The sequence below is a fragment of the Methylotenera sp. genome (genome assembly GCF_030684185.1).
In the GTDB taxonomy this organism is placed as follows: Bacteria; Pseudomonadota; Gammaproteobacteria; order Burkholderiales; family Methylophilaceae; genus Methylotenera.
On record NZ_JAUXOY010000015.1, the window covers coordinates 95,237 to 122,109 of the forward strand.

27 protein-coding genes and 2 pseudogenes are annotated in these 26,873 nt (G+C 39.8%); 8 read left to right on the forward strand and 21 right to left on the reverse strand.

Translation table 11 applies throughout. The features are described from left to right. The first annotated feature begins 323 nt into the window (after positions 1 to 323). On the forward strand, positions 324 to 1,076 hold the full coding sequence (locus Q8J82_RS06685; protein WP_305327988.1) for a DsbC family protein: 753 nt from the start codon (positions 324 to 326) through the stop codon (positions 1,074 to 1,076). A gap of 335 nt (positions 1,077 to 1,411) precedes the next feature. Here the strand turns inward: Q8J82_RS06685 and epsA are convergent, their stop codons facing one another. The 4 genes from epsA to Q8J82_RS06705 all read right to left on the reverse strand — a co-directional run bounded on the left by epsA (position 1,412) and on the right by Q8J82_RS06705 (position 5,314). Continuing rightward, complete coding sequence (gene epsA / locus Q8J82_RS06690; RefSeq protein WP_305327989.1) at positions 1,412 to 2,206, reverse strand: XrtB/PEP-CTERM-associated transcriptional regulator EpsA; 795 nt, start codon at positions 2,204 to 2,206, stop codon at positions 1,412 to 1,414. 258 nt (positions 2,207 to 2,464) lie between these two features. After that, positions 2,465 to 3,301, reverse strand: a complete 837-nt coding sequence (locus tag Q8J82_RS06695; RefSeq protein ID WP_305327990.1) for a heme-binding protein — start codon at positions 3,299 to 3,301, stop codon at positions 2,465 to 2,467. A 313-nt stretch (positions 3,302 to 3,614) separates the two neighbouring features. After that, the gene (locus tag Q8J82_RS06700) at positions 3,615 to 4,622 is read right to left on the reverse strand and encodes an SdiA-regulated domain-containing protein (protein WP_305327991.1); all 1,008 of its coding nucleotides are present in this window, start codon (positions 4,620 to 4,622) and stop codon (positions 3,615 to 3,617) included. Next, positions 4,619 to 5,314, reverse strand: a complete 696-nt coding sequence (locus Q8J82_RS06705; RefSeq protein ID WP_305326380.1) for a lamin tail domain-containing protein — start codon at positions 5,312 to 5,314, stop codon at positions 4,619 to 4,621. Before Q8J82_RS06705 ends, Q8J82_RS06700 begins: the two co-directional genes overlap by 4 nt. Positions 5,315 to 5,577: 263 nt before the next feature. Here Q8J82_RS06705 and Q8J82_RS06710 point away from each other — a divergent pair, with 263 nt between their 5' ends. Continuing rightward, on the forward strand, positions 5,578 to 6,156 hold the full coding sequence (locus tag Q8J82_RS06710; protein WP_305328000.1) for a lytic transglycosylase domain-containing protein: 579 nt from the start codon (positions 5,578 to 5,580) through the stop codon (positions 6,154 to 6,156). 52 nt (positions 6,157 to 6,208) lie between these two features. Here the strand turns inward: Q8J82_RS06710 and Q8J82_RS06715 are convergent, their stop codons facing one another. From Q8J82_RS06715 to Q8J82_RS06775, 13 genes are all read right to left on the reverse strand, one after another. Beyond that, positions 6,209 to 6,745 carry a type II secretion system protein gene (locus Q8J82_RS06715; protein ID WP_305327992.1) on the reverse strand — a complete coding sequence of 179 codons (537 nt, stop codon included), beginning with the start codon at positions 6,743 to 6,745 and terminating at the stop codon, positions 6,209 to 6,211. Further along, positions 6,732 to 7,130, reverse strand: coding sequence for a type II secretion system protein (locus Q8J82_RS06720; protein ID WP_305326382.1), 399 nt, complete (start codon positions 7,128 to 7,130; stop codon positions 6,732 to 6,734). The genes Q8J82_RS06715 and Q8J82_RS06720 overlap by 14 nt, the downstream gene beginning before the upstream one ends. A 7-nt stretch (positions 7,131 to 7,137) precedes the next feature. Then, entirely contained in the window at positions 7,138 to 7,647 is a 510-nt protein-coding gene (locus Q8J82_RS06725; RefSeq protein ID WP_305326383.1) for a type II secretion system protein, read from the reverse strand. Continuing rightward, positions 7,644 to 9,671: a secretin N-terminal domain-containing protein gene (locus Q8J82_RS06730; RefSeq protein WP_305327993.1), complete on the reverse strand. Its 2,028-nt coding sequence runs from the start codon at positions 9,669 to 9,671 to the stop codon at positions 7,644 to 7,646. The genes Q8J82_RS06725 and Q8J82_RS06730 overlap by 4 nt, the downstream gene beginning before the upstream one ends. 13 nt (positions 9,672 to 9,684) lie before the next feature. Then, positions 9,685 to 10,314 (reverse strand): hypothetical protein, encoded by a 630-nt coding sequence (locus tag Q8J82_RS06735; RefSeq protein ID WP_305327994.1) that lies wholly within the window; start codon positions 10,312 to 10,314, stop codon positions 9,685 to 9,687. Positions 10,315 to 10,316: 2 nt separating this feature from the next. Further along, positions 10,317 to 10,886 carry a type 4a pilus biogenesis protein PilO gene (gene pilO / locus Q8J82_RS06740; protein WP_305327995.1) on the reverse strand — a complete coding sequence of 190 codons (570 nt, stop codon included), beginning with the start codon at positions 10,884 to 10,886 and terminating at the stop codon, positions 10,317 to 10,319. Positions 10,887 to 10,901: 15 nt separating this feature from the next. After that, a complete protein-coding gene (locus Q8J82_RS06745) occupies positions 10,902 to 11,441 on the reverse strand; it encodes a PilN domain-containing protein (RefSeq protein WP_305327996.1) in 540 nt (179 codons plus the stop codon). Further along, complete coding sequence (locus Q8J82_RS06750) at positions 11,438 to 12,268, reverse strand: hypothetical protein (protein WP_305326388.1); 831 nt, start codon at positions 12,266 to 12,268, stop codon at positions 11,438 to 11,440. The genes Q8J82_RS06745 and Q8J82_RS06750 overlap by 4 nt, the downstream gene beginning before the upstream one ends. Next, a complete protein-coding gene (locus tag Q8J82_RS06755) occupies positions 12,249 to 13,892 on the reverse strand; it encodes a GspE/PulE family protein (protein WP_305326403.1) in 1,644 nt (547 codons plus the stop codon). Before Q8J82_RS06755 ends, Q8J82_RS06750 begins: the two co-directional genes overlap by 20 nt. A 101-nt stretch (positions 13,893 to 13,993) precedes the next feature. After that, a complete protein-coding gene (locus Q8J82_RS06760) occupies positions 13,994 to 15,175 on the reverse strand; it encodes a type II secretion system F family protein (protein ID WP_305327997.1) in 1,182 nt (393 codons plus the stop codon). 16 nt (positions 15,176 to 15,191) lie between these two features. Continuing rightward, the gene (gene gspG / locus Q8J82_RS06765) at positions 15,192 to 15,629 is read right to left on the reverse strand and encodes a type II secretion system major pseudopilin GspG (RefSeq protein ID WP_305326390.1); all 438 of its coding nucleotides are present in this window, start codon (positions 15,627 to 15,629) and stop codon (positions 15,192 to 15,194) included. 157 nt (positions 15,630 to 15,786) lie between these two features. Then, positions 15,787 to 16,926 (reverse strand): NDP-sugar synthase, encoded by a 1,140-nt coding sequence (locus tag Q8J82_RS06770; protein WP_305326391.1) that lies wholly within the window; start codon positions 16,924 to 16,926, stop codon positions 15,787 to 15,789. A 161-nt stretch (positions 16,927 to 17,087) separates the two neighbouring features. Beyond that, the gene (locus Q8J82_RS06775; RefSeq protein WP_305327998.1) at positions 17,088 to 17,654 is read right to left on the reverse strand and encodes a DUF4114 domain-containing protein; all 567 of its coding nucleotides are present in this window, start codon (positions 17,652 to 17,654) and stop codon (positions 17,088 to 17,090) included. Between the two features lie 707 nt (positions 17,655 to 18,361). Here Q8J82_RS06775 and Q8J82_RS06780 point away from each other — a divergent pair. The 4 genes from Q8J82_RS06780 to Q8J82_RS06795 all read left to right on the forward strand — a co-directional run bounded on the left by Q8J82_RS06780 (position 18,362) and on the right by Q8J82_RS06795 (position 22,068). Then, complete coding sequence (locus tag Q8J82_RS06780) at positions 18,362 to 19,759, forward strand: glycosyltransferase family 4 protein (protein WP_305326393.1); 1,398 nt, start codon at positions 18,362 to 18,364, stop codon at positions 19,757 to 19,759. A 185-nt stretch (positions 19,760 to 19,944) separates the two neighbouring features. Further along, the gene (locus Q8J82_RS06785; protein WP_305326394.1) at positions 19,945 to 21,321 is read left to right on the forward strand and encodes an undecaprenyl-phosphate glucose phosphotransferase; all 1,377 of its coding nucleotides are present in this window, start codon (positions 19,945 to 19,947) and stop codon (positions 21,319 to 21,321) included. Between the two features lie 166 nt (positions 21,322 to 21,487). After that, the gene (locus tag Q8J82_RS06790) at positions 21,488 to 21,727 is read left to right on the forward strand and encodes an AbrB/MazE/SpoVT family DNA-binding domain-containing protein (protein WP_305326395.1); all 240 of its coding nucleotides are present in this window, start codon (positions 21,488 to 21,490) and stop codon (positions 21,725 to 21,727) included. Continuing rightward, positions 21,727 to 22,068 carry a type II toxin-antitoxin system ChpB family toxin gene (locus tag Q8J82_RS06795; protein ID WP_305326396.1) on the forward strand — a complete coding sequence of 114 codons (342 nt, stop codon included), beginning with the start codon at positions 21,727 to 21,729 and terminating at the stop codon, positions 22,066 to 22,068. The genes Q8J82_RS06790 and Q8J82_RS06795 overlap by 1 nt, the downstream gene beginning before the upstream one ends. Positions 22,069 to 22,183: 115 nt before the next feature. Here Q8J82_RS06795 and Q8J82_RS06800 read toward each other — a convergent pair. Then, a pseudogene (locus tag Q8J82_RS06800) lies at positions 22,184 to 22,414 on the reverse strand (IS110 family transposase); the annotation flags it as partial. A 1-nt stretch (position 22,415) separates the two neighbouring features. Here Q8J82_RS06800 and Q8J82_RS06805 point away from each other — a divergent pair. Further along, positions 22,416 to 22,550 (forward strand): annotated as a pseudogene (locus tag Q8J82_RS06805) (transposase domain-containing protein); the annotation flags it as partial. 458 nt (positions 22,551 to 23,008) lie between these two features. On the opposite strand, the gene Q8J82_RS06810 reads toward Q8J82_RS06805, so the two are convergent. Further along, positions 23,009 to 24,343: an alkaline phosphatase PhoX gene (locus Q8J82_RS06810; protein ID WP_305326397.1), complete on the reverse strand. Its 1,335-nt coding sequence runs from the start codon at positions 24,341 to 24,343 to the stop codon at positions 23,009 to 23,011. 591 nt (positions 24,344 to 24,934) lie between these two features. On the opposite strand from Q8J82_RS06810, the gene Q8J82_RS06815 reads away from it, so the two are divergent. Next, complete coding sequence (locus Q8J82_RS06815) at positions 24,935 to 25,840, forward strand: FxDxF family PEP-CTERM protein (RefSeq protein ID WP_305326398.1); 906 nt, start codon at positions 24,935 to 24,937, stop codon at positions 25,838 to 25,840. A gap of 159 nt (positions 25,841 to 25,999) precedes the next feature. Here the strand turns inward: Q8J82_RS06815 and Q8J82_RS06820 are convergent, their stop codons facing one another. Both Q8J82_RS06820 and Q8J82_RS13275 read right to left on the reverse strand, forming a co-directional pair. Continuing rightward, the gene (locus Q8J82_RS06820) at positions 26,000 to 26,617 is read right to left on the reverse strand and encodes a hypothetical protein (protein ID WP_305326399.1); all 618 of its coding nucleotides are present in this window, start codon (positions 26,615 to 26,617) and stop codon (positions 26,000 to 26,002) included. Positions 26,618 to 26,730: 113 nt separating this feature from the next. Further along, a partial coding sequence (locus tag Q8J82_RS13275) for a glycogen/starch/alpha-glucan phosphorylase (RefSeq protein WP_370868106.1) occupies positions 26,731 to 26,873 on the reverse strand: 143 nt, incomplete at its 5' end.

A 26,873-nucleotide genomic window follows, 5' to 3' on the forward strand; every position in this document is an offset into this window, starting at 1 on the left:
CATGCCTAACAATATTTAAGTAAGCCTGCTAAAAATTACTGTTTTACTTCAGCGTTGCAATTTTTAAATATTGAAATGACAAGCATTCGAAATGGTTGTAGTTCTTATGGACTATAAGGAAATGAGGCCTGTTACCAAATGCAATCCACCGCACGCTCAGAATGACGGGATTTGATATTTTTGTTAAAATTTGTGCCATTTTTTGTTTCGTGCAAAGCTCTCAAGACATGTACTATTTTAGTTAGTCACATTCGCGTAACTTTTCAAACGTACGATATTGAGCAGTAAACCAACTTACTATTAATCAATATCAAGGACTAACAATGGCTTCTTCAAGAATGACTTTTTCAAAAAAAATATTTGTCTCACTTTTATCTGCCGGGCTATTATTGAGCGGCACAACTTTGGTCGCACAGGCCAATACAGCTGACGACATTGCGACCATTAAAAGCAATCTCGAAAAGAGAAAACCAGCCATGATCGCAAAGAGTATTAAACCCTCTCCGCTGGCTGGCCTTTATGAGGTTTACGCTAACGGCAATATTTTTTATGTCGATAAAACGGTTTCTTATGTCATGGTTGGTGGCGCATTAATGGAAGATTCAACTAAAAAAAATCTGACTGCAGAAAGACTGAGCGAGTTGACCAGCATCAAATTTGATACGCTTCCAATAAAAAATGCGATTGAAATTAAAAAAGGAACTGGTGCTTACAAATTTGCAGTGTTTTCAGATCCTGATTGCCCATATTGCAAAACACTGGAACAAGGTTTAGATAAAATGAACCTTACCGATTACACTGCTTATGTTTTTTTGTTTCCGCTTAAAGAGCTTCACCCCGACGCAACTGTAAAAGCAGAATCTATATGGTGTGCAAAAGATAAAAAAGAAGCCTGGTTCAACTGGATGGTAAAAGGGACAACACCAGAAAAAGCCACTTGTGGAAACCCACTAGCAGCCAATGAAAAACTAGCTGATGAATTTGGTGTTGCGGGTACGCCAACCATTTACTTGAACAACGGTAAACAAACCCAAAGCCCACAGGAACTGGTTGCAGCCATTAAAGAGAGTAAATAATAATGATTTCGTGTGGGTATGGGCAGAAGTGATTGTAGCTTGCACCCTCACCTACGTGATTTGGCAACATAATTTACCTGGAAGTTCTGATTGCAAGGCTTGCAAGACTTAAGTTGCGCGTCGTATCAAGTTTTCGACGCATACCAATAAACCCAGATTTTCCATTAGAACCGAACCGTTCCTTCCCCCTTGCAGGGGGAAGGCTAGGATGGGGGTAGAGCAGCAACATTGCCACGTTTCGACCCCCTCCCTAACCCTCCCCCTGCAAGGGGGATGGATCTTTAGCCTAATGGAAAATCTGGGATAAATTATATTTTGAATTTATTTTGGCGAATTTACTTTAGCATTTTTATCAAACCTAGTTTAGCTGCTTTAACCGCAGCCTGACTGCGGTTTTGCACATCCAGTTTGCGTAAAACGTTTTGCACGTGATTCTTCACGGTGAGTGGGCTAATATCGAGAATAGATGATATTTCCCAGTTGGTTTTACCCATATGTAGCCACTGTAAAATCTCGGACTCTCTTTTAGTCATTGTTTTCGTTTCATTCTCACTATTGACTACCACATTGCTTTTATTACTCGTTACCCTGATTAATGCACAATGCAGATGCGGCATGATTAATTCCAGTATGTGAGCATGATTAGCACTTGGTACCTTATGTAAGCGGCCAAATACAACCACACTCGAAATTTTGCTATGGTTATCACCAAAACCATGCGCTACAAAACACTTTAACTCTGAGCTTTTTAATTCATTATCATCAAAATTAATAACAGCGTAATTATTGCAGTCTATTGGTTTAACTAGATTAGAGACAAATAATGGTGATGCAATATTTTTCCATAAGTTAATGATATGACTTATCAGCCCAGATCCATTTTCAATTACCTTGGTAAATTGAGTATCACTAAAATAACGCGCGCTGGTAAAGTATTCGTATTGATACGAATCACTGTCTGAAGATTTAACGCCAAAAATCAGCACCTCATGACCAAGCAGGTATTGAAACTCTCCTTGCAGCCAATTAAACAGATGCGTACGTTGCGAAATACGTAACGACTCGGTAATGACATCCATAAAAACAATACGCTGCTCAGCACTTAAGCAATCATTGTTAATCGCCAGCATATTTGTATTTAGTTGGGAGTTAATAGCAATTCTTCTAGTTTTTAAATTTTCACAATTTTCAACTAGCTTAGTGACAATAAGATTAATACTTGATGTTAGTTTTCTTACAGTTTTATAACAAGGACTAGAAGACCATGCTAGAAAACTGCATAATCACTGTGCGACATGGCTCAAATCAAACCCCAACCATGCCACACAGCTTACTTTTTACGCATTAGTTCGATTACTGCTTCAAACTATTGATTACTTCACTACCAATTACTTAACTACTGGCAATGAAGCTGGGTTGCCAGTATTTGCACAGGTAGGTTGCTCCCATCCATCAGTAATGTTGTTGCTATTACCATTTAAGCTGTCATAGACAATATTATCCGGGCGGGTTGCATCACCAGATACACCACCAACACCGGCTAGATTATCCAGCCCTAAGTTTTTACGCACTAACCAAGCCTGATTATGATCTGCACAAGAAGTGTCACCTGACAAACCTACGGCACCAATGACTTTTTTAGCGCTATTATAAAGTGCCAATCCACCGCCAAATACATTAACACCACCAACACGGGTGCCTACCATAGGGTCAAACTTAGTGCCAACTGCAGCAGGATTGCCGCCATATGCAGCAGCCGTGTCTACCGGGTTGCTAAATTGCAGGCCATATAAACTGCCGCCTAGTGGGCTGGCACCTGAAGTACCTTGTACCGCTGAATATAGATTACCTGTTGAAAGCGCCAAACCATTCAAGCTAAATGCGTTTGCCGCATTGGCTTTTTGTGCTGAAATCACACGGCTACCTGGCCACTGATCGCCACGCTCTGAACCGGAATATGCAACAGCACAAACAACGCCATCACGGTCTACGATTGTTGCCCACATATTCAGGTTAAAACCAGTTGTATCAGCATTAACAGCGCTATTAAGTGCCGCTTTTAATTGTGCATGGTTGGGCAAGCCTTTACAGCTATTTGATTTTTTACCATTGAAGCCAGGTGGTCCATCATTGAAAAAACGTCCATCGTCAGTCGCTTGCGCACTAATGCCTGAAACAAGTAATGTACTAGCCACTAAAATTTTGATTAATGTTACTTTATGCATTATTTCACCCCTTAAGAAAAATTGATCGAAAGTTGCTAAAATCAAGCACTTACTTTTCAATAAAATCGTATGCGCTATTTTGATAACAACTGATAAATTATTTAATGCAGAGGTGACAATGTCGTTTCAGAGGCTAGTCCAATAGGACCAATGAATCATGATTTATATCGTGAATGATTCAATCATGTCCTATCTTTTCTCCTAAAGTTGAATTTAATCCTATGATAAATGCCTGTGCATTTTTTTGGTTATGTTGAAATTAAAAACGGGAGCATACGCTCCCGTTTTTAATTTCAACTGCAATAACGAACCATCACTTATAGCTCTTGGATTTTCTGCCATTTCTTGACATAAATCCTAGCAGTCCAAAACCAACTAAAAACATAGCGTATGTTTCAGGCTCAGGTACTGCTGGTATTGCTGACAATACGATGAGCTGTGATTTTTGCAGTGCTACAGGAACGCCAATCGCAAAAACTTCCTGCACTTGCTCCGCAACTAGGTAGATATTGCCATGCTGATCTACTGTAACACCTTCGATGCCATTACCAGGCAGGACGTTAGCTAGATCAAAGCTGCTAAGGATAGTGCCAGAGCGGTTAACTTCAATAAGCTTACGTGAACTTAAACTCAGCAAAAGCAGATTATTTTCCCCGGGAGTTCCAACTAAAGCATCCACTGATGACAGCGTCTGTACATCTGAAAAGCTACTCAATCCTGTTAAAGATGGATTAAACAACTGGGTCATATTGGCTACGCCAGAGAGATTAGACCCAAATGTTAATGTTCCAGCAAGAATATCCAACGGACTATCCTGTTTAACAGTTACATAACCACCATTACGTGAATCATAACTAATACCTTCTATACCACTATTACCCACGGTTGCATTGCTAATGGATACAGAGCTATTAGCTAATGCAGCAGTACCACCACTTAAATAGTCAAAACTGTATGCATCATATAAGCGTTCTTCTGACACCACGAGCTTACCACCACCAAGATAAGTTAAGCCTTCAGTATCATGCTTGGTGCTGCCAGTGCCAGTCCAATCAAAGTTCATGAAGCCCAATGTCTGACCAGTGAGCGAAATTTCGACTACGCCTGTACCTTCATCGCCTACGTAAAAAAGTGAGTTACGATCCCTAGCATAGGTGACTGCGGAAGCTTCTAAGCCAGAAATGCCACCGCTAATGCCATTTAATCTATCTAGTGCGTAAGTACCTGTAACTTGGTAATTACCCAGATTAAGTAAATTGGCAGCGTGTGCGTTAAGAGAAAATACCGAGGCAACTACAACAATCAGGCTGGTAATTTTCATGTTGATTTCCCTTGACGTTTACGCGCAGCAAAACCGATAAGACCTAAGCCAGCCATCATAAGTGCATAGGTTTGTGGCTCTGGTACGGCTGTCACAAATGAAGTTGAACCTGGGCTGCCAATGCTGTTAAAAAGAGAAGTTCTTGTGCCTTCTCCATCACCAACTGCTGATAATACCCAAAGATTTGCATTATTAGCCCCAAGTGCTGCAAAACTACCAGGGCGAGCACTTGTTGTATGCGCACGCGGACCAAGTGATGCCTGGTCGTTATAAGTGAGTCGGTCAATCAGCGTGTTAGTATTGTCATAAATATTAATCTCATCGTCACGACCAAGCGCTTGAACTGTATTGCCACCTAACACTTTAACAGTTGATGCCAAATTCCATTCGGTACTAAAGGCAAATGCTGTTTTATCTGTAATGATAAAAGATTCGCCTGCTGAAATCGTTCCTAGACTGGATAAACTTAAATGGCCTGGCGTTCTTGCCTTGTCAGAAAAACTCCAGCCAGCCAGATCAATAGAAGATGTGCCAAGATTTGTGAATTCCATAAATTCACTTGCACCAGATGCAGCCGTGTATAACCACTCGGTAATTTTGATGTCCGTATTTGCTGCATGTGCATTTTGTACAAATGCACTGGTGATTATGGCCGCTAGAAAAAGATGGCGGATTGGGGCTTTAATATTCATTTTCGTTGCCTTATCAGTAGGATGTAATTGGAAATAATGTACTTAAACTAATTGAATTAGTTAAGATAAATTATTAAAAATGCAAATGACAAGAGCTTAATTCTATCTAGTCCATTCGGACTAGCTAAACTGAATACATTTCACCTAAAATTAGCTGCGAACTACTAAATTTTATTTAGTCACTAAAATTTGTAACATTGTCAGCACAAACTGACGTGATGAGAAACTCAGTCATCATCCTTATATTAAAAGCACTCGTCGTGATGCTTGTAATGTCATCTGGCATTGTAAAGGCTGATGTCTATGTAGATTTGTCGCAGGCTGATGAAATAAGCATAGTGAATACTAAAATTGAACAAAACTACACGTTTAAAATTGACGAACCAGCTACGCCAAATACAGTTGCAAAATTTAAAGCCCATGAGAAAGATAAACTTGGCTCGTCATACAATCACAACTTACCATTCAACAAAGAGGTGATAATCGCCGCGAATAAGACTGCAATTGAGCCTGCATTGATTCATGCGTTAATCACAGTTGAATCCCGGCATAATCCACGCGCACTCTCTAAAAAAGGTGCCTATGGATTAATGCAGTTGATGCCAGAAACTTCGCGCCGCTTTAAGGTGTTGAATAAAGATGACCCAAAACAAAATGTGCTTGCTGGTGCCCTATATCTTAGAGAATTGCTCAACTTATTTAATGGAGATTTGAAGCTTTCTTTGGCAGCCTACAATGCAGGTCCTGCTGCGGTGAAGAGGTGCGGCGGCAAAGTGCCGCCCTATAGAGAAACGCTGGACTATGTTCCAAAAGTCATGAAATATTATCAGCAGTATTCCTAGTCCAATTAGCTTAAGTACGAATGTTAAATTGAAGTTTTTGAATGAGAACGTTCTAAATTCCTGCACCAAGCGTTACTGTTGCTGAAGTTGTCAGGCTTGAAGCTAAAGTACCCGGACTATAAATGAATTTCCAATCACTATATTTTTCAGCCGTACTGAATACTTCATACTGCAGTGGAAATCCGATTTTTTTGATTGGATGTTGCTTCGACATGCTGTAAATACCAACAATCTGTCCTTGTTGCAATTCTATTCCCCAAGATTCTTCTAGCAGCATGGGATCTACGTAAAGCTTACGTATATGCCGTTTGATACCAGGAAGTCGTCTATCTAGAACTAAATCATCAAGAGTCTTGGGAAATTGTTTGGCATCACTCGGGCTACTCTCATAGTAACTACCAATCGCCTTGCGATATTCCTCACCAATAAAAAGTAATTCTTTTTCGCGTTCACGCTGTGCATCCTGATGCCAAACAATACCCACTCCAGCTAGAGCAATACCTGATATTGCTATCATCATCAATAAGCCAATATAGGTGAACCCCAAGCTTATATTTTTGCTATTGACGAACTTATTACCAGTCCTCATAGCGTGTGCCATCTTTTGCTAAAGCCTTTGAACCACTATGTATATCGTAAATATCCCCCTCTAATGGAGGCTCAGGCGGAGTAAATATCCATGTTGTGGTTTTTTCAGTCATTGGATCTACGGGCATTTTTCGAATGTATTTTCGATCTACTAAGTCTTCTAATGTTTTTGGATATTGACCATTATCTGCATAAAATTTATCAATACTTTCTCGCAGGGTGTTGAGGCTTTGTTTCAGCGCGACATCTTTTGCACGTTCTATGCTGGTAAAGTATCTTGGTACGGCAAGGGTAAGCAATAGTGCCAGAATTGCTAGGACAACAAGGAGTTCAACCAAAGTAAAACCTACACTATTAGGCTTTACTGTTCTCAAGCAATTCTTCATAGTTACCTTACCATTGTGAATACGGAATGCCGTTTATGCCTACTTGTTTGCTTAACGAGTACACATCATAAACATCATCACCCTCAGCTGGGTCCGAAGCCTCACTGGCGTAACTACGTAAGCCCCAATTATTGATTGATCCATTTTCAGATCTATTTGAAGACTGGGTGGTTTGCATAGGATCTAAAGGGATTTTTCGTAGAAATCTAATCTTGTGCTTATTTGGATCCTTTTCATCTACAACACCCTCCACCAAGACTTCTAAATTTGGCGGATAACCTGTCTGACCAACCACTTTTTTAATTGGTCCATTTTCAATATCGGCGACTTTCTTGTAAGCATCGATAGCTTCACGAATTTCACGCAAATTTGCACGCAACTCGTTCTCTTTTACTCGCTGAACGCTCAGTTGCAACATAGGCATAGCGACTGTCGCTAAAATAGCAACTATCGCTACCGTTACCACGAGCTCTATTAAGGTAAACCCATTAAATTTATATATTGAACTTTTAATCATGGCGCAACTGGAGGGTTCGCTGGGTCTATGCTAGGTGGTGTTATTTCCGGATTAACCACGCCAGTATTTTCTGGTTGAGGTGCCTCCACTTGCTCTGTAGTTGAAGCCTCATCAGTTGTTTCTATTGGGCTGGTTCGGTTTAGTGGCGCTCTAATTCTCTCCCTAAATTTATCTAGAGCACTAAGTGGCGCTTCGCTCACTGGAACAGTCACTTGCGGCTTGTCTGAAATTAAGGTTTCTGTACCGGACCAATATTCAGAAATCTCTGCCGTTGGTCTTGCAATATTAGCCAATATACGCGGCGTAATCGCTAATACTATTTCAGTTTTAGTCTTTTGATCTTGTTGATTTGCAAATAATCTGCCGATTAAAGGAATGTCGCCTAACCCTGGCAACTTACTCGCATTCTTGCGTTCATCATCAGATATCAATCCGGCAAGCACCTGTGTTTCACCATCTTTTAAGCGCAATATGGTATTAGCATTACGCGTACCAATGGTATATACAGTTGCGCCATTTCTGGTAATTGTTCTTTCCCCTAGCGAGCTCACTTCAAGCCCTACTTTAATATTGACATAATTGTCCGCAGTGATTCTGGGTTCTACGTCAAGCTTTAAGCCAACATCAACATACTGCACATTTTCAGAAATCCCAACATTCGCCGTTGAAGTAGTTGTGATGACAGGCACTTTATCGCCAACTAAAATTTTTGCTTTTTCATTATTACGCACTCTAATTCGTGGATTAGAGAGTAAGTTGACATCCCCTGTCGTTTTTCTAAAATTTACCGCAGGGTTTGGAGATACATCAAATCGACCTTTATTAAGATTGAGTAATCCTTCTAATGTTAATTGCGTCGAAGTATTGACCGTTGAACTTGCTACTACACCCGTCGCTGACGTGACTGTGGTAATTGGAATTAAACTATTAACTGCAATCCTGTTAGGATATTCAACACCCAATTCCTGTAATCGACTGCGACTAACTTCAAGCACCTCTATTTCAAGCATCACCTCTGGGTCAGCCAAATCATTGGCTGCCACCAGTTTTTCAGCAATACGGATGACCTCAGGTGTATCGCGCATTACTATCATATTTAAACGTTCATCAACAAACACGTCTTTGGTTTTAAGCATGGACTTAATAAGCGCAGCCACTTGCTTGGCTGTAGTATTGCTCAGGTAAAAACTGCGTATCATCAAATCCTGATAGTCTTTTAGTTTCTGTTGAGTACCGGGAAACACAAGTACAGTGTTTTCTGATAACACTTTTTTCTGTAAGCCATTACTTGAGAGCACCAGCTCAATAGCATCTTCAATACGCGCTTTTTTAACAAAAATTGTGGCTTTAGTGTCGGGCTTAATGTCTTTATCTAAAATGAAATTAATCCCCGTTGCTCTTGATAATGCTTCAAAGGCCACTTTAATATTCACATCTCGCAACTCTAAAGTCACAGGCTTATCAAATTGAACCTTAAGCTGCGGGGGCTTTGCATTCGAAGGGGGTAATATATTATTGATTTGCTTCTGAAGTTTGAGCGCCTCTGAATGCTGCGGATTTTCTAAAAGCACATCATGTACGGCATCTTTGGCTTCTTCTATTTTATTACTCTCAATTAACTCTGTGGCCTTAGTCAATTTTTTTGATTGCGCCAATTCACGACCAACTTTAGTTTTTCCATTAATAGCAGTAGGATTGTCTGGCAAGAATACTAACACCCGATCGTAAATGCTATTAGCCTCTTCATACAATCCTTTTGAGCGAGCCTGCTCTGCTTCTGCAAATAATTTAGTCACTGCCAACTCACTGGTTACCAGTAAATTTTTACGTTTAATTGTTGCCTCTGGATCTTTAGCTAAGTTTTGTTTTGCTTCGGCCACCAGCGCCTCTGGCGCATTACTTCTATCAATAGGTTTATCCCAATGCGCGAAAGCACAACCTGAAATTTGCGTAGCCAACATCACCATTAGTACACCAAGTCCATATACTTGCTTAGGCTGACATTTATTTTTGTTTAATTTCATGTAATAAGTCCTTTTACTGATTTATTTCTGCTGCAGTTGACACAACTTGCTTGGCGGTTTTTGATAGGACTTGCTTCAGATCAAGTGGCATATAAGTTAATCGTAATGTACCGGCATCTTCACTATCCAACCTCCATTGCTGGTTGATTTTTTCACCCATCACTACCGAATAAAGCTTGTTGCTTTCCATTAAAAACACCAGAGTGCCTTTAGGTGAGTTTTCTAATTTACCCATATAGATAAAAGGTGCGGGGGGAGCCTCAGGTGGCGGTGGTGGCGGAGGCGGAAGTGCTTTTTTAACAGGCGGTACAACAACCCATGAATGCACCTTAAATACATCATGTGGCTTATTTTCCTCAGGTTCACGCTTTAGTCTTTCCCATGGAATAAGGCTGCTTTGATTAAATGAAGCCTGCACGTTTTTTGCAGCTGATGGTTGATTTAGCCTGCCTGAACCAGAATTTCTTGCTAAAGACTGCTTATTCTCAGCTGATGATTGATTGACTTCAAGTTCAACATTGATTTCCTCATTGGCATCATCACTATGCATAGCTGTCCATGCAACTGAGCCCAATGTAATCAACAAGACAATATAAAGCCATTTATTAGATGACTTTGTATTGTCAATCTCTGATTGATTCATTTTCACCATGAATCACCTTGTAAAAACAGCACAAAAACCAATCGCGCTTCAACCGTAGGAGATAAGGAGTTTTCGCGTTTAATTTGTAAATCACTTAATGCCAGCGCCGGTAAATTTAGCAATACCTCTGCAACAAACTGCCGTACTTGAGTATATTTTCCAACAAGAGGTAACACTATTTCATAGCGCAATAATTGCCCCTGCTTAGTTTGCGAAAGTTTGTAATCCCCACGATTTAAAATCAGATGCTGCTTAATCGCGACATCTTCTATTGAATTCAACCATTTTGGTAAACTAGCCCCAGCTGGAAACCTCTTATAAAATTCATTGATTTCCTGTGTGGAAGTCTGTGCAGGCAACACTTGGCTATGAACTAATTCGGTTGAATTTTCTTTGATATGAACAAGTTCATATTGTGCAGCTGTAATCTGCTGGCCTAATTTCTCAATTTTAGCAATATAAAACAATAGGCAACCTATAGTAATGACGATGCCAGTCAGACCCCAAATATTAAGTGCCTTTGCAAATCTGCCCAATAACCAATAAAAGTAATATAAATCCAATTTTTTCATTTTTAATTATTTTTCTTACATTAACCACTGTGCCAACAAAGTAAATCTCACTGGTTTAAAAGCATTCACTTCATCAACATGATGCTTTTGTAGATAAACCTTATCCAGCATAGGCTGTGCTTCCAGGTTCTGGATATAATCCAGCACGGACTGTAAATTCTTCGCCTCCCCGGAAAGTATTAGCTGCTGTTTTTTGCTACTTGGTTCTAAGTTAAGTAATGCGATATCTTGCGTATCAGATTTCTCAACCGCTAATAGCAGTTCATTCCAAGGAATAGTCAGCGCGGCAACGGTAGTCTGAATTTGCAGTTTTTTTTCTGGAGGTATTTCTGTATTTACAATATTGACCGGTAATTTTTTTTGATTGACTTGGCGACTAAACTGATTCAGCTTTGAAGAGATTTCATTCTCTGCAAGTTGTCTAGTTTGATAATGCTGCCATGTAAATACTGCCAGTACTAGGCTAGTCAAAAAAAGGCTTAATCCTAGCAAGCTCCAACTTGATGGCGCAAAAGAGGAGTGTTGAATAAAATCCAACTCCAGTTTCGCACTCACAATGCGGCCTCAAGCATGGCGAAATGATAATTACTCAGTACATTTTTCAATGTTCCGATACGCTTAACCTGCCAACCTTCAATTGCATTTAACGGAATGTTTTTTTGTACTGGAGCATAAACCAATATCTCTTGATCTTTGTTCTCGCTTAACAATAACTCGCGCATCATTAAATTTTTTAGCTCAACTTGCCAATCACTACCTAATGTAAAACTACGCACATTAATGCACCTGCCTTTATCGAGGTTAATCAGCAATAATCGATTAAACTCAACTATCACTAAATAACCGTTTTTTTTGCCAATTTGGCTAGTCAAACAATTAAATGCGCTCATTAAATAAGGCTTAACACTGATGAGTTTAAGCTGATATTTAAGTGCGATTTGCTTAAGCACTTCAATCAATTTTCCATCTATCGCTGCTGCAATGGTTGTTTGATGTGCAGGTACATCATGCAATTTCATTTCCCAGCCATCAACTACGGCACCATGTATTTCGCGATAAGCAGCTAGCGCATAGGCTAATTTTTCAGTGCCGCTCATATATATCTGTTGTGGCGGTAATGCTAGATACCTTACAAAATCACTTGCCAATATTATATTTAACTGAGTTTTTGGTTTAACCTGCATTGAGGCCAGTAAAGCATCAAGTCGATTGGTCGTCTGAAGCCAAATCGGTGTTTCTCTTTTTAATTCATCAAGTTGCTGTGGAAAAAGCACGTGCTTTTGATCAACAATACGACGACGTAAACCAAGAGACCGATTCACCAATGCGACACTCTCGGTGCCTAGCACTACCAACAATTGATTAACCGACAAAAGTGACACGATTGATCTCCTGTAATGTAGTAAGTCCATTGCCTACAGCTTCTAATGCTGCTTCTCGTATGGTGCGCATTCCACTATTTTTTGCGGCTTCTTTCAATTTTCGAATTGGCTCGCGGGCGACAATCATTTCGCGTAACTCATCATTAAGTATCAGTAATTCTGCAACCGCCTTACGCCCGCGGTAACCTGTTCCACGACAATGTCCGCAGCCTTTAGCATTTTTAAATTTCATGCCAGCAGCCATTTCTAAGGAAATTCCTGAGTCCGCAAGCAACTGCTCATCTGGCAGATAATCTTCTGCACAATGTGGGCAAATTGCCCGTATTAATCGCTGGGCCATGATGCCGTTCATTGCCGAAACAAAATTATAGGGGTCGACTCCCATGTGCATAAATCTTCCAATCACATCCAATACGTTATTAGCATGAACCGTAGTAAAAACTAAGTGTCCTGTGAGTGCGGCTTGCACCGCAATTTGAGCCGTTTCTGAGTCTCTAATCTCACCCACCATTATTTTGTCAGGGTCGTGACGCAAAATAGAGCGCAAGCCTTTTGCAAAAGTTAATCCTTTTTTTTCATTCACCGGGATTTGCAATACGCCTGGCAATTGATATTCCACCGGATCTTCAATCGTAATAATTTTGTCGTGACCAGTATTAACTTCTGAAATTGCCGCATAAAGTGAGGTAGTTTTTCCGCTACCGGTTGGACCGGTAACCAGCACCATGCCGTAAGGCTCAAGGGCGAGGCGACGAAACTGGCTAATCGTTTTTGCATCAAACCCTAAGGCTTGTAGACTTAACCCTTGCGCCTCTTCAGACAATGCTTTTCTATCCAGCACGCGTAATACTGCATCTTCACCAAATACACTCGGCATAATAGAAACACGGAAATCTACATCACGACCCTGCACTACTACCTTAAAACGACCATCTTGCGGAGTGCGTCGCTCAGCGATATCCAACTGAGCCATTACCTTGACACGTGAAATTGCCTGGTCAGCATTTTCCAAACCTTGCATACCACCCACACTATTCATTACTCCGTCTATACGGTATTTAATGGATAACCCTGCGCTTGAACACTCAAGATGAATATCACTAGCACCCACTTTTAAGGCATCGTAAAGTGTCGAGTTAATCAGTTTTATAATTGGATTAGTATCTTCATTAATGGACTTTAAAGATAAATTGGCCACTGATTCGTCAGACTCAGATGAAGAAGTATGGTTATCATTATGTAAACCATCCATGGCGCGCATTGTTTCTTCATGCCGGGCTAAATACGCCGCAATATCATTTCGATGCGCTAAACGCCAAGTAAAGGGCTGCCTAATATTTTCGATGATCCATTCTTGCAAGCCCTCATTAAATGGGTCAGCAAAAACCAATATCAAAGCTTGATTCAACTCATTTTCGTTTGCTTTAAAAGCTAAACACTCTTTCTGCTGTGCATTGGAAAATGAAATTACCTCAAAAGCTGCAGCTAACGTATGAAGTTCTTTCATGCCAATCGCATCAAAATGCAAAGTCAGACTCAATGCCTGCAAAAATGCATCTTGGTCATGCTCAGTATGTTCCTCCAAAACTTCCAGTATCCGCCGTTGCTGGACACTAGCTTGCATTTTTGCCTGCTTAACCTGTTCAGCGCTTATTAGTTTTGGTTTTAAAGTATCGGCTATCACTTGAATATTCGATACTATCTCTGGCTTTTGTAATACTGCATTCATTGAATATTCCCTGCTAATTCAAAAATTGGCATGTAAAGCAGTAGGACGACGACGCCAATCACTAATCCTATAACCAACATGAGTATCGGTTCAAAAAGCTTTGTAAACCAATCTATCCAGCGCGCCAACTCATCATCATAAAAAGCCGCTATACGCTCCATCATGTCGCCAATCCGCCCGCCCCGCTCCCCTACCCGAAGCATGCGTAAAGCAATCGGTGTAGTTAACCCTGCTTGCTCCATTGCCACTGATATGGTTTGTCCTTCTTGTATTGCAGCGGAGGCTTGTTTCATTTTGTTCTGAAGTACTGCATCTAATAAGCCTGCAACTGAATTTAAAGCGACTATGATTGACGTTCCGCCTTTAAGTAACATGCCTAATGTTCGATAGAACCGCGCTAATTGAAAAATCCGCAATCTTTTACCCAATGCAGGAATACGCCAGATAAATTGTGTAATCCATTTTCTTACTGATGCCTGAGATAAACCAAAAAACAACCCGCCAATAAACAGACCAGTAACAACGAGCAGCTCCTTACCATGACTTTCCAAAAACAATCCCCAAGCCAAAAGTACTTGTGATAAGAATGGTAAATTTCCACCTGTTCCTTCGTAAATTCGGCTAAATTTAGGTACCACAAAACCAAGTAAGAATAAAATCACTAATCCACCGACAACCATTAATAAAATTGGGTAGATTGAAGAAGAAACTATCTTTTTTTTCACCAATCCTAATTGCTGTTCATAACTTACATAACGACTTAAAGCCTCAGGCAAGTCTCCCGTTTTTTCACTCGCACGAACAGTCGCTATATACAATATGGGGAAAATAGCAGGTTGCTGCTCAAGTGCAGACGAAAATGTCTGACCTTGGTAAAGCGCTTGTAGCAGAGCATCAAGCGTATGTTTTATCTGGTTACCCTGCTCTTTTTCAGCCAGCGTTTCAATAGCTTCAACAAGGTTAAGTCCTGCCTCTAGTAATGCGAGCAATTCTTGACTAAACAGAGCTAAAGGAAATTTCTTATTTTGTCCATTTGATAAAGCAGAACTGTTAGATTTAGCAGTGATCGGCGTGTAGCCTCTGGCTTGCACTTGGGCAAATGCATCATCTGCATGTGTTGCAGAAATGCTTAGCAGGATAATTTCTTTCCCACGAACTGCTTTAACTTGATAATTCATAGCGGTGAAAGTTAAACTACCAACCAACTACATCTTCAGATTCTTTAGTTCCACCCTGCTGGCCATCTTTACCAAATGAGTAAAGATCAAAGTCACCATGTTCACCAGGGGACTTGTAAAGATAAGGTTTATTCCAGGGATCATTCGGAACGGCTTTCTTTAGATATGGGCCTGCCCACTTGGTATCATTGGCGGCATTTTTATTAAGTGCTACCAACCCTTGTTCAGTGGTCGGATATTGCCCGACATCAATGCGATATTGATCTAAGGCTTTACCAAGTGCATCTATTTGAGCTCGTGCTGTTTTAGTTTCCGACTTTCCAATTTGTTCAAAATACTTGGGACCAACATAGCCAGCAAGCAAGCCAATGATGACCATGACCACCAACAATTCAAGCAGCGTAAAGCCTTGAGAACTTAAATTATGATATTTGGAAGTATTGGAATTTGACATATTTAATCGCACGAAGTTAATTTCATATGGCAATTTTAGTCAATCTTGTTTTCAGTAAGATTTCATTTTTGTGACACTTTTGTCACAATCCATCTGGTTGGTCGCCATTTAGAAAATGTAATCTTTTATCTATAACACTAGTCACTCACAAGAATTATTACAGTCTTGCCTGAGCATAGTTTGTTGGATAAATCACTTTCTCTCTCGCATCAGACCAAATTAAATCACAAGCATCATCATCTACATGAATCATTCTGCCGTGTTTATCTACACAATACTCGCCACATACAACCATTTCTTCAAAACAATAATCCTGTCCAACACGCGTATATTCAAACAGCACACTTCGAATTACTCGGCCTCCGCGCTGAACATGACAACCATCGCTAATCCATGTTGGACCCAAAATTTCAGTTCCCTTATCGATGCGTGATCCAGAACCGATATAGACTGGGCCTTGTATTATTGTATTCTGCCAATCAATATGAACATTCAAACCCACCCAAACTCCTGGTTTTACCTGCTTCCCAGGCATTTTCATTGATGGCACTTCGCCGCGCAGTAGTTGCTGCATGACCTTCCAATAATCAGACACTAAGCCAATATCTATCCAATTAAACTGTTGATTGATTGCATAAAATGGCAGCTTCTTTTCTACTAGCAGTGGAAATAAATCCGAACCAATATCAAATGCACTATCCGATGGAATCAAATCTATCGCTTCCGGTTCAAAAATATAAATACCTGTACTTGCCAGGTTAGATCGTGCTTCAGTTTGACTTGGTTTTTCTTGAAAAGAAATTATCTTCCCATCATCATCTGTTAGCACAATGCCGTAATCTGACACCTTATCCATCGGCACTTCTTTAGCAACCAGACTTACTAATGCACCACTCTTTCGATGCTCTGCGACTGCTGCTGTAATATCTAAATCTATAATTGCATCGCCACATATCACTATGGTGGTTTCGTTAAAAAATCCTCCAAAATCCTGAATCTTGCGCATGCCTCCAGCCGACCCCACTGGACTGGGTATGATTTTACCGTTACTGATATCACCTTCAAAAGAGTATCCAATTTCAATACCGAATCGATGCCCATCACCAAAGTATTGTTGAATCTTTTCGTGCAGATAGCTTACATTGATCATCACTTCACTTATATTGTGCTTTACCAAGTGTTCAATCAGGTAAGCCATTACCGGCTTACCTAAAAGCGGAATCATCGGTTTAGGTAACTCATAAGTAAGTGGGCGAACACGGGTGCCTTTACCAGCGGCTAATATCATTGCTTTCATAACTTAAGTTTTAATACTCTCAGAATGATTATTTTTTTCTACCATGCAGGAATTCAGACTATAGACATGAATTGTTAAGTATTCATGACGTGAAGAACTAAACAGGCTCAAGCCTTCAAAAAAAACGGCCCATTAGGCCGTTTTTTACAGAAATAATCCACTTAGCTTTTACGACGTTTTACAGCACCAAGCATCAATAATCCGGCTAGTAACAATGCATAAGTTTGAGGTTCTGGAACTGGCGTTACTGGAAGCTTACCGACTACAACATTATTGAGTGAAAACACTAAATCATCATAATCCCTATCACCACCATTGAAAATATCTTCAAATCCTACGTTGACAGATTGTCCAGAGGTAATATCGAAAGCAGAGTGAATAAACTTATCTGGATTTTTATTTTCATCACCTGTGTAATAGGCAAATCCTGTGGTTTTCACAAAAATTGTAAATGCCAACTCTGCACCCGCCTGAAAGCTACCAAGTGAAAACTGGGTACCTGGCGTAACTTTCTGATTATTTAAAATGCTGTCTTCTGTACCTTGCAAATAAAGATCGCTTGAATATGATGCTGTTTTAGACAAAAACGTTAAAATAACCTCCCCAGCAGTAGCAACATACAAACTATCTGTTGATGGTGTTAACGCATATGGTCTCGGTACTGCAGACATGGCAGTTGTGGAAAGTGCCATCAAAATTAAACTTACAACTAAATTAAATACTCTCATTACATTCTCCTTAAATTAAACTTCAAAAATTAATATCACTTAAAAATCTGAAATGAAGATTAAACTTTGAATATGACAATTGAAGTTAATTTGGTGGCTAAAAGATAGTCTTATGGGACTAGACTAGCCCTAATGGGTGAGTTTAAAAATTGATATTGTAATTATTTAGATGGTTATTTTTTTCATTAAATTAGATATAGAGTATTCCATTCTGTGGTATGGAATGAAAAAGAACGGTCGTAATTAAGATCACTAAATCGCCCCAAATTCGCAGCTCATAGTGTTGCCAGGCAAGAACCTGAATCCCTACCGCATGATGCTGATAGGTCTCGGCTTGATAAGATTCGGATTTGTAGTGAGTCTTCGCAAAGGTACGCAAGCAAACCATAAGGATGATAATTGGAAAGACTGATGGGAACCAAGAGCTACCATTATAGATTGCAGTGGTTTTGACCTGCCCCCAGAAAAAAGTGGTCCAATTTTAGGTTAGTACAGTCTCTTTAAATCAAACATTAAAGATAATTTTTTGACCTAACTACAACTTTACAATTTACCCACCGACTAGCATTTAACTTCACACATTAGTACTACTCCTATTTTCATCTAGTCCGATTGGACTAGATGAACTTTGATTTCATTCATCGTAATGAAATCTGCCTCAGTCAATATTACTGGACATTATTGTTTGGCAATAAGGGGTTGATGAAGTGAGTTTTCTGAAGAAATTACTACGTAAAGTAACTTTACCATTCTGGCTAAAAAGTTTATTCGAATTGATAAACTCTTTATTATCCAATTCTTGTCAAAATATTTATGATTTGTTTGATTTTCGGCATTCTAAATTAAATTTAGCTTACGAGTCTTCATATATAGAAGCTGTTACAAAATCCGCCAATTCCCAACCTATTAATATTAAGGCTTTTAATTCTAATACACAGTTAGAACATGATTTAAATTACTCAGCCGCATTGGCAAGAGATAATGAGATATTTGCTAAACCGTTACGTGTCATGATGTTAGGTTTAAGAGGATTTCCAGATGTTCAAGGAGGCGTAGAAGCACATACAGAACATCTGGCACCTTTATTGGTCAATTTAGGCTGCGATTTAGAAGTTGTAGTACGGTCACCATACCAAAAAGTTGGGATAGGTAAAGAATGGTGTGGCGTTAAGTTTACGCGTATATGGGCACCAAAATCCAAAGGATTAGAAGCCATTATTCATACTTTTCTAGGCGTGTTATACGCTGCAATTAAACGCCCTGACATTTTACACATTCACGCAATTGGACCTGCATTGATGACACCTTTAGCTAGACTTCTTGGCTTAAAAGTAGTGGTAACACACCATGGCCCAGATTATGACAGACAAAAATGGGGTAATTTTGCACGCAATATACTATTGCTTGGTGAATGGATGGGAATGCGTTTTTCTAATGGTAGGATCGTGATTTCAAACGTAATACGTGAATTAGTAATTCGAAAACATGGTATGCATTCTGCATTAATATTTAATGGTGTTGTAATGCCAAATACAGATATATCGGAAAAATACCTTGAACAGTTTGAAATTAAAAAAAATAAATATATTTTACTAGTTAGTCGTTTTGTACCTGAAAAACGTCATCTCGATTTAGTTAATGCATTTAACTTGGCGAATTTACCTGGACATAAATTGGTATTTGTTGGTTCATCAGATCATCCTGATGCCTATGTGCAATCAGTAAAGGATGCGGCGTCAACCAACCCAAACATTGTGCTGACCGGCTTTCAAACGGGAGATACCCTGCGTAGCTTATATGCACATGCTGCAATGTTTGTGTTGCCTTCATCACATGAGGGTTTGTCTATTTCATTATTAGAGGCATTAAGTTACGGCTTGCCTGTAATCGCAAGCGACATACCTGCAAATTTAGAGCTTAAACTAAATCCAAAATGTTATTTTGAACTAGGCAATACAAATGAACTTGCATCATTAATTAATATGAATATAGATCAACCTACTTCGGTTGAAAGAAGGAAGACTTTAAGAACATGGGTAAATAATCAATACAATTGGCGCGTTATAGCAGAAAAAACCTACAGTGAGTATCGAAATTCGATATAACAAATATATTTGTAAATCTAGGATAATAGGTACGGCAATGATTGAGTAGACTAGTACAACAACCTTTAATATCAATTATTCCCAAGATATTAGGTATGAAGGTTGATATCTCCAATCATACATATTAGTGTCATATTTATACTTTAAATTGTAAGTCTTATTGGAATATATAATATGCTTGCATCATGAAATATCAGCAGCACCTCAGTTTTAACAAATCACTAAACCATTCCCTCTTAATCAAAATGCTGATAGATCCAGTATTGATGATTATCACACTTTATTTTTTAACAATCTACTTTGAAAATAAACTGACGTCACAATATATTGTATTGTCAATTTTGTTATTTGCGCTTAGTTTTCCTGGCAGATGGCTGAATTCTAAAAACTTTAAAAATGAGTTTTTAGATACTTTTGGTCAATGGTTTCTAATCGTCGGGGTTCTCTTTTTTTTTGGATATGCTACTGATTACCTGAATCGTTTCTCACACCAAGTAATATTATTCTGGGTGTCACTCACCCCAATAATTCTAATAACTTCTCACTTGATGGCAAGCAAATATTTGTCTAGCAAACACTATATTTCAAGAGTTAAAAAAACAGCGGTCATTATCGGAGTCAACAATTTAGGCAACCAACTGCAAGACAGAATTAACTCTAATACAGAACTGGGTATTGAGCTGAAAGGTTTCTTTGATGTTTTATCTGAGGGAACAATTTCACATGCTCAATTATTAGGCAGTGTTCAACAAGTATCAAATTATGTAAAGAAAAATACAATTGATATTATCTATATTGCATTACCACCTTCACTTCACTCAGAAATAATGCTGTTATTAGATGATTTAAAAGACACAACTGCATCCATATATTTCGTACCTCACTTCTTTATGGCTGATTTAATTCAAGCCAGAATTGATGATATTGGTGGAATGCCTATTGTTGCAGTTTGTGAAACCCCCTTTTCTGGCTTTGATGGCTTTGTTAAAGGCTTGAGCGATGTCATCATATCAAGCTTAATTCTGTGTCTGATTTCACCATTGTTAATCCTATTAGGACTAGGTGTTAAACTCACTTCCCCCGGCCCAATATTATTTAAGCAACGACGGTATGGATTGGACGGCCATGAGATAATTGTCTACAAATTCAGGTCAATGACTGTGGCTGAGGATGGCGAGACGGTGACACAAGCAAAAATGGACGACAAAAGAGTAACGCGTTTTGGTAAATTCATACGTAAAACATCGTTGGATGAATTGCCCCAATTTATCAATGTATTGCAAGGTACAATGAGTATTGTAGGTCCGAGACCTCATGCTATTAGCCATAATGAAATGTATCGTAAGCTTATTAAAGGCTACATGATTAGACATAAAGTCAAACCAGGCATTACTGGCTGGGCACAGGTAAATGGCTTTAGGGGTGAAACGGAAACAGTTGATAACATGAAAGCTCGTATCGATTATGACATAGACTATTTGAAAAAATGGTCACTTGGTATGGACATAAAGATTATCCTAAAAACGGTGTTATTGATTTTTAAAGATTCAAAAGCTTATTAAAACAGGTATCCGAATTTCGTAGTTGACGACAACCAAGTAATACGAATCTCATCACATTTTCAAAAATGTTTAAAGTTGCAAATGGCGTATCTACAATGTATAAACAAATGCTTGACTTAGCAATGATATGTATATACAATGAAGACACATTAAAAGGTGTATGAATATGAAACTAAATATACAGAAGTGGGGAAATAGTGCAGCGATTAGGCTGCCAGCTACGATGCTGACGCAAATCGGTGCAACCATTGGTGATGCTGTTGAGGTAGACCCGCAAGCATTCCATGTAGCAAAACCTAAATATAAGCTGGCCGATCTTTTGGCTCAATGCAATAAGAATGCCCAGCCTCCTGCTGATATGGCGTCATGGGAAAGCATGTCACCAGTCGGAGCAGAGATTCTTTAATGGCAAGGTTTGAGCGCGGTGATGTAGTGCGAGTCTGTTTAAATCCGACGGTAGGCCGCGAAACACAAGGTGATTTCCGTCCGGCACTGGTGTTATCAACTGCTGAAATGAATAACCTTGGGACGGTAATTATCGCCCCGATAACCCAGGGCGGTGATTTCTCGCGCTACGCCGGATTCGCAGTATCACTTACCGGTACGGGCATGGATACTCAGGGCGTTGTACTGGTTAACATGATCCGTTCGGTTGATTTAGCCACTCGCGGAGCAAAGAAAATTGAGCGTGCACCACAAGTAATAATTGATGACGCGCTTGCTCGGTTACAAGCTGTTTTTGAATAACGAACATATCGGAAAAACATTGTTTCGTAGTTGATATCAACCACGAAATACTATATGGGCGCATCCCATTTGCCAAGGTTTTTTGTGCTCAAGTAACAGGATAAGGCTGCAGCATTGTGCGCATCTTGACTAAACCTTGCCGCATACGGTGCAATGCCAATACCGCTTGCTGCTGCTCCGATTTGATGGCAATGGCTTTAATACCTGGTTACTGTACTGCTGTCCAGATTGTCTTGGCGTCGGCTACGTCACCTTTATTGCCCATCACAAAAGATTTAACCAGTTTGCCTGTCATCAATTTAACTTGGTGGCCAAGCTTGATAAGTTCCCGTGCCCAGTGCTGTGAACTGATCGGCTCGGCTAAAATCAACAACATTAACCCGGAAGCTTATCTGCGTCATGTGCTGTCGGTGATTGCAGAGCATCCGGTGAACCGGGTGGCTGAGCTGCTGCCATGGAATGTGAAATTAGACTCATCATAAGCTAGGCTATGCTAATAGTGATATTAAAACAACCATGTAGTAATGGCAGATTAACTAAGTATTGATATCAGAACACGTCTAAAGTGATAGTAGAATACATGTAAAATAATCTCACTTTGATATCAATAACCAAACTTCTTGTAGTTAAAAATCATAAAAATCGTTACACATTCGTAACATATAAATACCCTGATTTTCTTGATTAATTAAAAATAATTGAAGTGTTAATGGTCGATTTTTTGGGAGTGTTTAGTTCGCAGTTCCTGGAACCATTAACATGGGCAGGGAAGGTACATGGCTCAATCAGTCCAAACGAAAAGCTATGGGTTGTTGGGTGAGTCCTTACCTTTATTTCATAATAGAGGCTTACGAAATAAAATCGGATCCCTCTTACGCATGTTGGTAAAAGGGATTCGAAAAGATTTAAACTAAATCTTAGTTTTTAATTTACGGACTGATTACTTCGTTGCACGTTTTGTGATGGCCATTGTTTTGTCATTGCCAGTACCTGAGTGCTGGATATTCACAAACAGAGTTTTAGGATCCTTACCGAAATAAATGCCGCTGCTTTCAGCTACTTTATCTTTAAGAGATGCAAACAAATGTACGCCATCTTTATAGCCATCACCATTAACGTCTTCTGATTGCGGATCGTATACCCAGATATCACTGAATGCGTTATCTTCTACAATCCACAACTTGCCGTCCGGGCCTGTTGCTAGATTGTCAGGACTCTTGAATCCAGTAACCCCAGTAGACTGATTTTCTACTGGCACGTTTTTGCCTGGAGCCACGACGTAGCTGACTGTTGGTTTGTCACCTAATTTAACAGCCAATATAGCACCATTGCCGCTGGTATTAGATGCGTTATTGACATCCTCACAAGTTAAAGCCACATATAGGTTTTGGCTAATGCGATCAATGTCTTCTGGGCGACAATACTCTGTTGCTCCAACCGCTGCAGCGGCTACACGAGCGCTGATCTGGGCTTGCACCATATCCAACGCTACCCATTCAGCTGCGCCAGTTTTTCCGTTAGTTACTTTAAGAGCATATAGTTGGCCGCTGGTCAGGTCACCATAATTTTCTGGTTCGAATTTGTAGATTGAACCCTTGCGGTCTTCATCAATAACATAGACATTACCTTCTGCATCAGTTTCAATACCCTCATGAGCCAATGCGCCCAATAGTGGAAGCACCGTCACACTTTCCATTGCAGTTAAATCATCTTTCTTCAACTTAAGCTCATACAATAGACCGCTAGTAGCTTGCGGAGCTTCTGGGTCTGGACGTACTGATGTTCCAACTTCTTCTGCAAACAATACTGATTGCCATGGTGTCCAAACAATACCGTCCAATGCTTCCCAGTCGGCGCGCCCGACAACCTCTTTGGCTTGACCTGTATGAAGGTCTACTACTGAAACAGCACCGCCGCTACCACCGTCAATACGAGCTGAATTACCTGCAACTGTGGCGCTGCTTGGGCGTACTTCGTGGGTACGGTACATATAGCGGCCAGCTTGCTTGCCAGTCTCATTGACGGTATTCATGTCATTCCAGTCGTTGGCGACATAGATGTTTAGATCGCTTTCATCTGAAACGATAGATTGGGTAAAGCCTGCTGGAATCACTAATGGTTCGCTGTTAAGAATTGAAGGATCAGTGGTTTCCTGAGCGTAAGCTGATGCTGTGATTGGGTTGAAGCCCATTGGGCCATTAACAATAGTGCTGTCGGCCATCGCACTGGCAGAGAAAACTGCAGCAACTGCAGCAGCAAGAACGGTATATTTCATTTGATAATTTCCTATGTTATTTATGAAAAACGACTCAAATAGTTAAAACGAATTGGATACATTGCCAGAACAATTTGTTTGGCGTACTCAATTTAGTAGAGAATGATGTAATTTTAGTGACACTGACATGACAATTAAAATTTAATGGGATTATTCTGTTGAGCAATAGCTTCATTGCTGGAGGGATCAAGAAAGTCACGTACGATGGGTAAAAACTGAAGGTATCAAATCACGCGAATATTGATGTCTATCTGAAGACGAGGTTAGAGTAACAGGAAGAAATCGGTCGTAAAATAGGTGCTCACTTACATTAAGGGTGAATACCTATTCTTTCGAGATTTACGGAAAATGATAGTCGTTACTTGGCGGGTTATTACCACTTAGATGATGCAGTCATCCTACTAATGACCTATAGATATCTTTATTAAACCCCAACTTCTAGTCCATTCAGACTAAAAATCAGAATCTATGAGATTGAATAAGTTTCACATTGATCGACTAAAGTGGCATACATCATATTTTCATCAGCTTCTACTACCTCATTTGGTGTTTAGTATGTGCAACTTTTAATAATTATTTTGGGAATTTATTATGATCATTTTAAAAAAATACCTTAGTGTCGCTATTTCTGCCGTACTATCCATTTCAGCCATTAATGCCATCGCAGCAAATCCAACTGCCATCCTGACAATTCAGCAGTCTGATGGTGTAAATTGGGAGGAAAATCTGACTGGCCTGCTTGTTGTAGACGAGCACAACAACTTTAGTATGTTGCAAGGTGGTAATACTGGTTTATTCCAGAATGGCTCCTTCGTTAGCGCCATTGATACTGAAGTTCATCCGGATTATTGGCAGTGGAAGACTGATGCCACGACTGGTATCGGAAGTTGGAACTGGCATAGTGCACAGACAATCAACGGCACAACACCATTTTTAACCGATGCAAGCAATCCATGGATGTCAGCGCTTAGCATAAAAAACATTAGCGGCCATGGTGATCCAGATTTGTCTTATGCCATTTCAGCAGTTAACAACAATACTTTTACCCAGACTTTCACATTTGCAGTTGGAGAAGCAATTTTACCGACTGTTGCAACAGCCAACGTTGTACATGCAGACATTGCCGGCGCATTGACGACTAAGGACGGTAGCGTAACGATATCCCCTTCAGGTACCAATACAGCTATTCAACAGTTTGAACTTTCTGCTGATAATGGTGGTAGTTTCATCAACGCGGGCGTGAATGTGGGTTCACAAGCAACGGCTTCTGGTACATCAACCTATGGGATATTTGCCGCTGATGCATCAGGACCTACAGGTCAGACATGGAATTACATGCAGATTGTTAGCAAGTTTACTTTAACAGGGAAAGATAGTGTTAGCTTAGTGGGCTATGCTTCTATCACTCCAGTACCTGAGCCAGAAAACTATGCCATGCTACTTGTTGGTTTAGGTTTATTAGGCTTTATGTCGCGCCGTAAAAAGAACTCTGTTTAACGTGTTAATTTTTTGGTAAGAACCTTGTAAAGTCTGAGATAGCGCTCTATTGTCAGTTTCTAATTAACTGACAATAGAGCTACAACGGTTGAAAAAACAATCGAATTTAAATTTATCGGGTCATCGTCAGTCTAATAGTAAGTATTTGCGTAACAAACACTAACAATCACTAGAATGCATTACTCGCTCACCTGGGCTGCAATCAGGCTTTGAAGTACCAGAATTTATAATACTATCAATTAGCCTAGCGAAAAAACCTTTAGCACCGTCCGTGTCGTTATCAACCACGTCGACGTCTGTCTGTATAGGCTTTGCTTCCCCAGATACAGCTTTAGATCCAGCGAAGTTACTTGGTTTTTCTACCAGATACTTCTTATCGCAATTAGCCACTCCGAGAGCAATTTGTTTCTTAACAGCTTCTGGTGCATTAAATTTCGTATATCCACTGGCTTTAATTTGCTCATAAGCAGCTGCGTCGCCAGTACTCCCAGACGCATCAAACCATGACCCGCAACTCTGGCCATTTTTAAGCAATAATATTATTTGAGCTTGCTTGTCTGATTTAGCCTTTGCTTTTGTCACCCGATTAGCCTTGGCCTTCATTGCGTGTTGCTCGCTATCACGCATCTTTGATGCTTTCATCATTGGATTTACATTGGTTTTTGTGGCGATTGGTTTAACCGAATCACTGTTATTTTTTTGTAAACCCGCATGAGCATTGAATGCCAGCGCATATATAATTGCTGCCAGAATAGTTTTATGTTTAAAATAGTTCACCGTTTAGTTTATCTATAATATTGTCGTAAGTAGTAAATCGATTATTTAGAGCATTGTACTAAATTTTGTTGAGGCTTACCGCCGACTAGATCAGAACCAATTTATCAGATTCATCAAGGCTTAGCAAAAACTGGTACTACCTTCCATATTTCATCAGCATATTCTTGAATGGCACGGTCAGATGAAAATCGACCGATGCGTGCTACGTTGAGAATAGACATGTGAGTCCAGCGTTCTGAATTAAGATACTGTTTAC

Bases quoted from the DNA above. Each gene is read 5' to 3' on its own strand.
- Q8J82_RS06685 (WP_305327988.1), top strand. From the start codon at position 324: ATGGCTTCTTCAAGAATGACTTTTTCAAAAAAAATATTTGTCTCACTT.
- epsA (WP_305327989.1), bottom strand. From the start codon at position 2,206: ATGCTGGCGATTAACAATGATTGCTTAAGTGCTGAGCAGCGTATTGTT.
- Q8J82_RS06695 (WP_305327990.1), bottom strand. From the start codon at position 3,301: ATGCATAAAGTAACATTAATCAAAATTTTAGTGGCTAGTACATTACTT.
- Q8J82_RS06700 (WP_305327991.1), bottom strand. From the start codon at position 4,622: ATGAAAATTACCAGCCTGATTGTTGTAGTTGCCTCGGTATTTTCTCTT.
- Q8J82_RS06705 (WP_305326380.1), bottom strand. From the start codon at position 5,314: ATGAATATTAAAGCCCCAATCCGCCATCTTTTTCTAGCGGCCATAATC.
- Q8J82_RS06710 (WP_305328000.1), top strand. From the start codon at position 5,578: ATGCTTGTAATGTCATCTGGCATTGTAAAGGCTGATGTCTATGTAGAT.
- Q8J82_RS06715 (WP_305327992.1), bottom strand. From the start codon at position 6,745: ATGAGGACTGGTAATAAGTTCGTCAATAGCAAAAATATAAGCTTGGGG.
- Q8J82_RS06720 (WP_305326382.1), bottom strand. From the start codon at position 7,130: ATGAAGAATTGCTTGAGAACAGTAAAGCCTAATAGTGTAGGTTTTACT.
- Q8J82_RS06725 (WP_305326383.1), bottom strand. From the start codon at position 7,647: ATGATTAAAAGTTCAATATATAAATTTAATGGGTTTACCTTAATAGAG.
- Q8J82_RS06730 (WP_305327993.1), bottom strand. From the start codon at position 9,671: ATGAAATTAAACAAAAATAAATGTCAGCCTAAGCAAGTATATGGACTT.
- Q8J82_RS06735 (WP_305327994.1), bottom strand. From the start codon at position 10,314: ATGAATCAATCAGAGATTGACAATACAAAGTCATCTAATAAATGGCTT.
- pilO (WP_305327995.1), bottom strand. From the start codon at position 10,886: ATGAAAAAATTGGATTTATATTACTTTTATTGGTTATTGGGCAGATTT.
- Q8J82_RS06755 (WP_305326403.1), bottom strand. From the start codon at position 13,892: ATGCAAGCTAGTGTCCAGCAACGGCGGATACTGGAAGTTTTGGAGGAA.
- Q8J82_RS06760 (WP_305327997.1), bottom strand. From the start codon at position 15,175: ATGAATTATCAAGTTAAAGCAGTTCGTGGGAAAGAAATTATCCTGCTA.
- gspG (WP_305326390.1), bottom strand. From the start codon at position 15,629: ATGTCAAATTCCAATACTTCCAAATATCATAATTTAAGTTCTCAAGGC.
- Q8J82_RS06770 (WP_305326391.1), bottom strand. From the start codon at position 16,926: ATGAAAGCAATGATATTAGCCGCTGGTAAAGGCACCCGTGTTCGCCCA.
- Q8J82_RS06775 (WP_305327998.1), bottom strand. From the start codon at position 17,654: ATGAGAGTATTTAATTTAGTTGTAAGTTTAATTTTGATGGCACTTTCC.
- Q8J82_RS06785 (WP_305326394.1), top strand. From the start codon at position 19,945: ATGAAATATCAGCAGCACCTCAGTTTTAACAAATCACTAAACCATTCC.
- Q8J82_RS06790 (WP_305326395.1), top strand. From the start codon at position 21,488: ATGAAACTAAATATACAGAAGTGGGGAAATAGTGCAGCGATTAGGCTG.
- Q8J82_RS06795 (WP_305326396.1), top strand. From the start codon at position 21,727: ATGGCAAGGTTTGAGCGCGGTGATGTAGTGCGAGTCTGTTTAAATCCG.
- Q8J82_RS06810 (WP_305326397.1), bottom strand. From the start codon at position 24,343: ATGAAATATACCGTTCTTGCTGCTGCAGTTGCTGCAGTTTTCTCTGCC.
- Q8J82_RS06815 (WP_305326398.1), top strand. From the start codon at position 24,935: ATGATCATTTTAAAAAAATACCTTAGTGTCGCTATTTCTGCCGTACTA.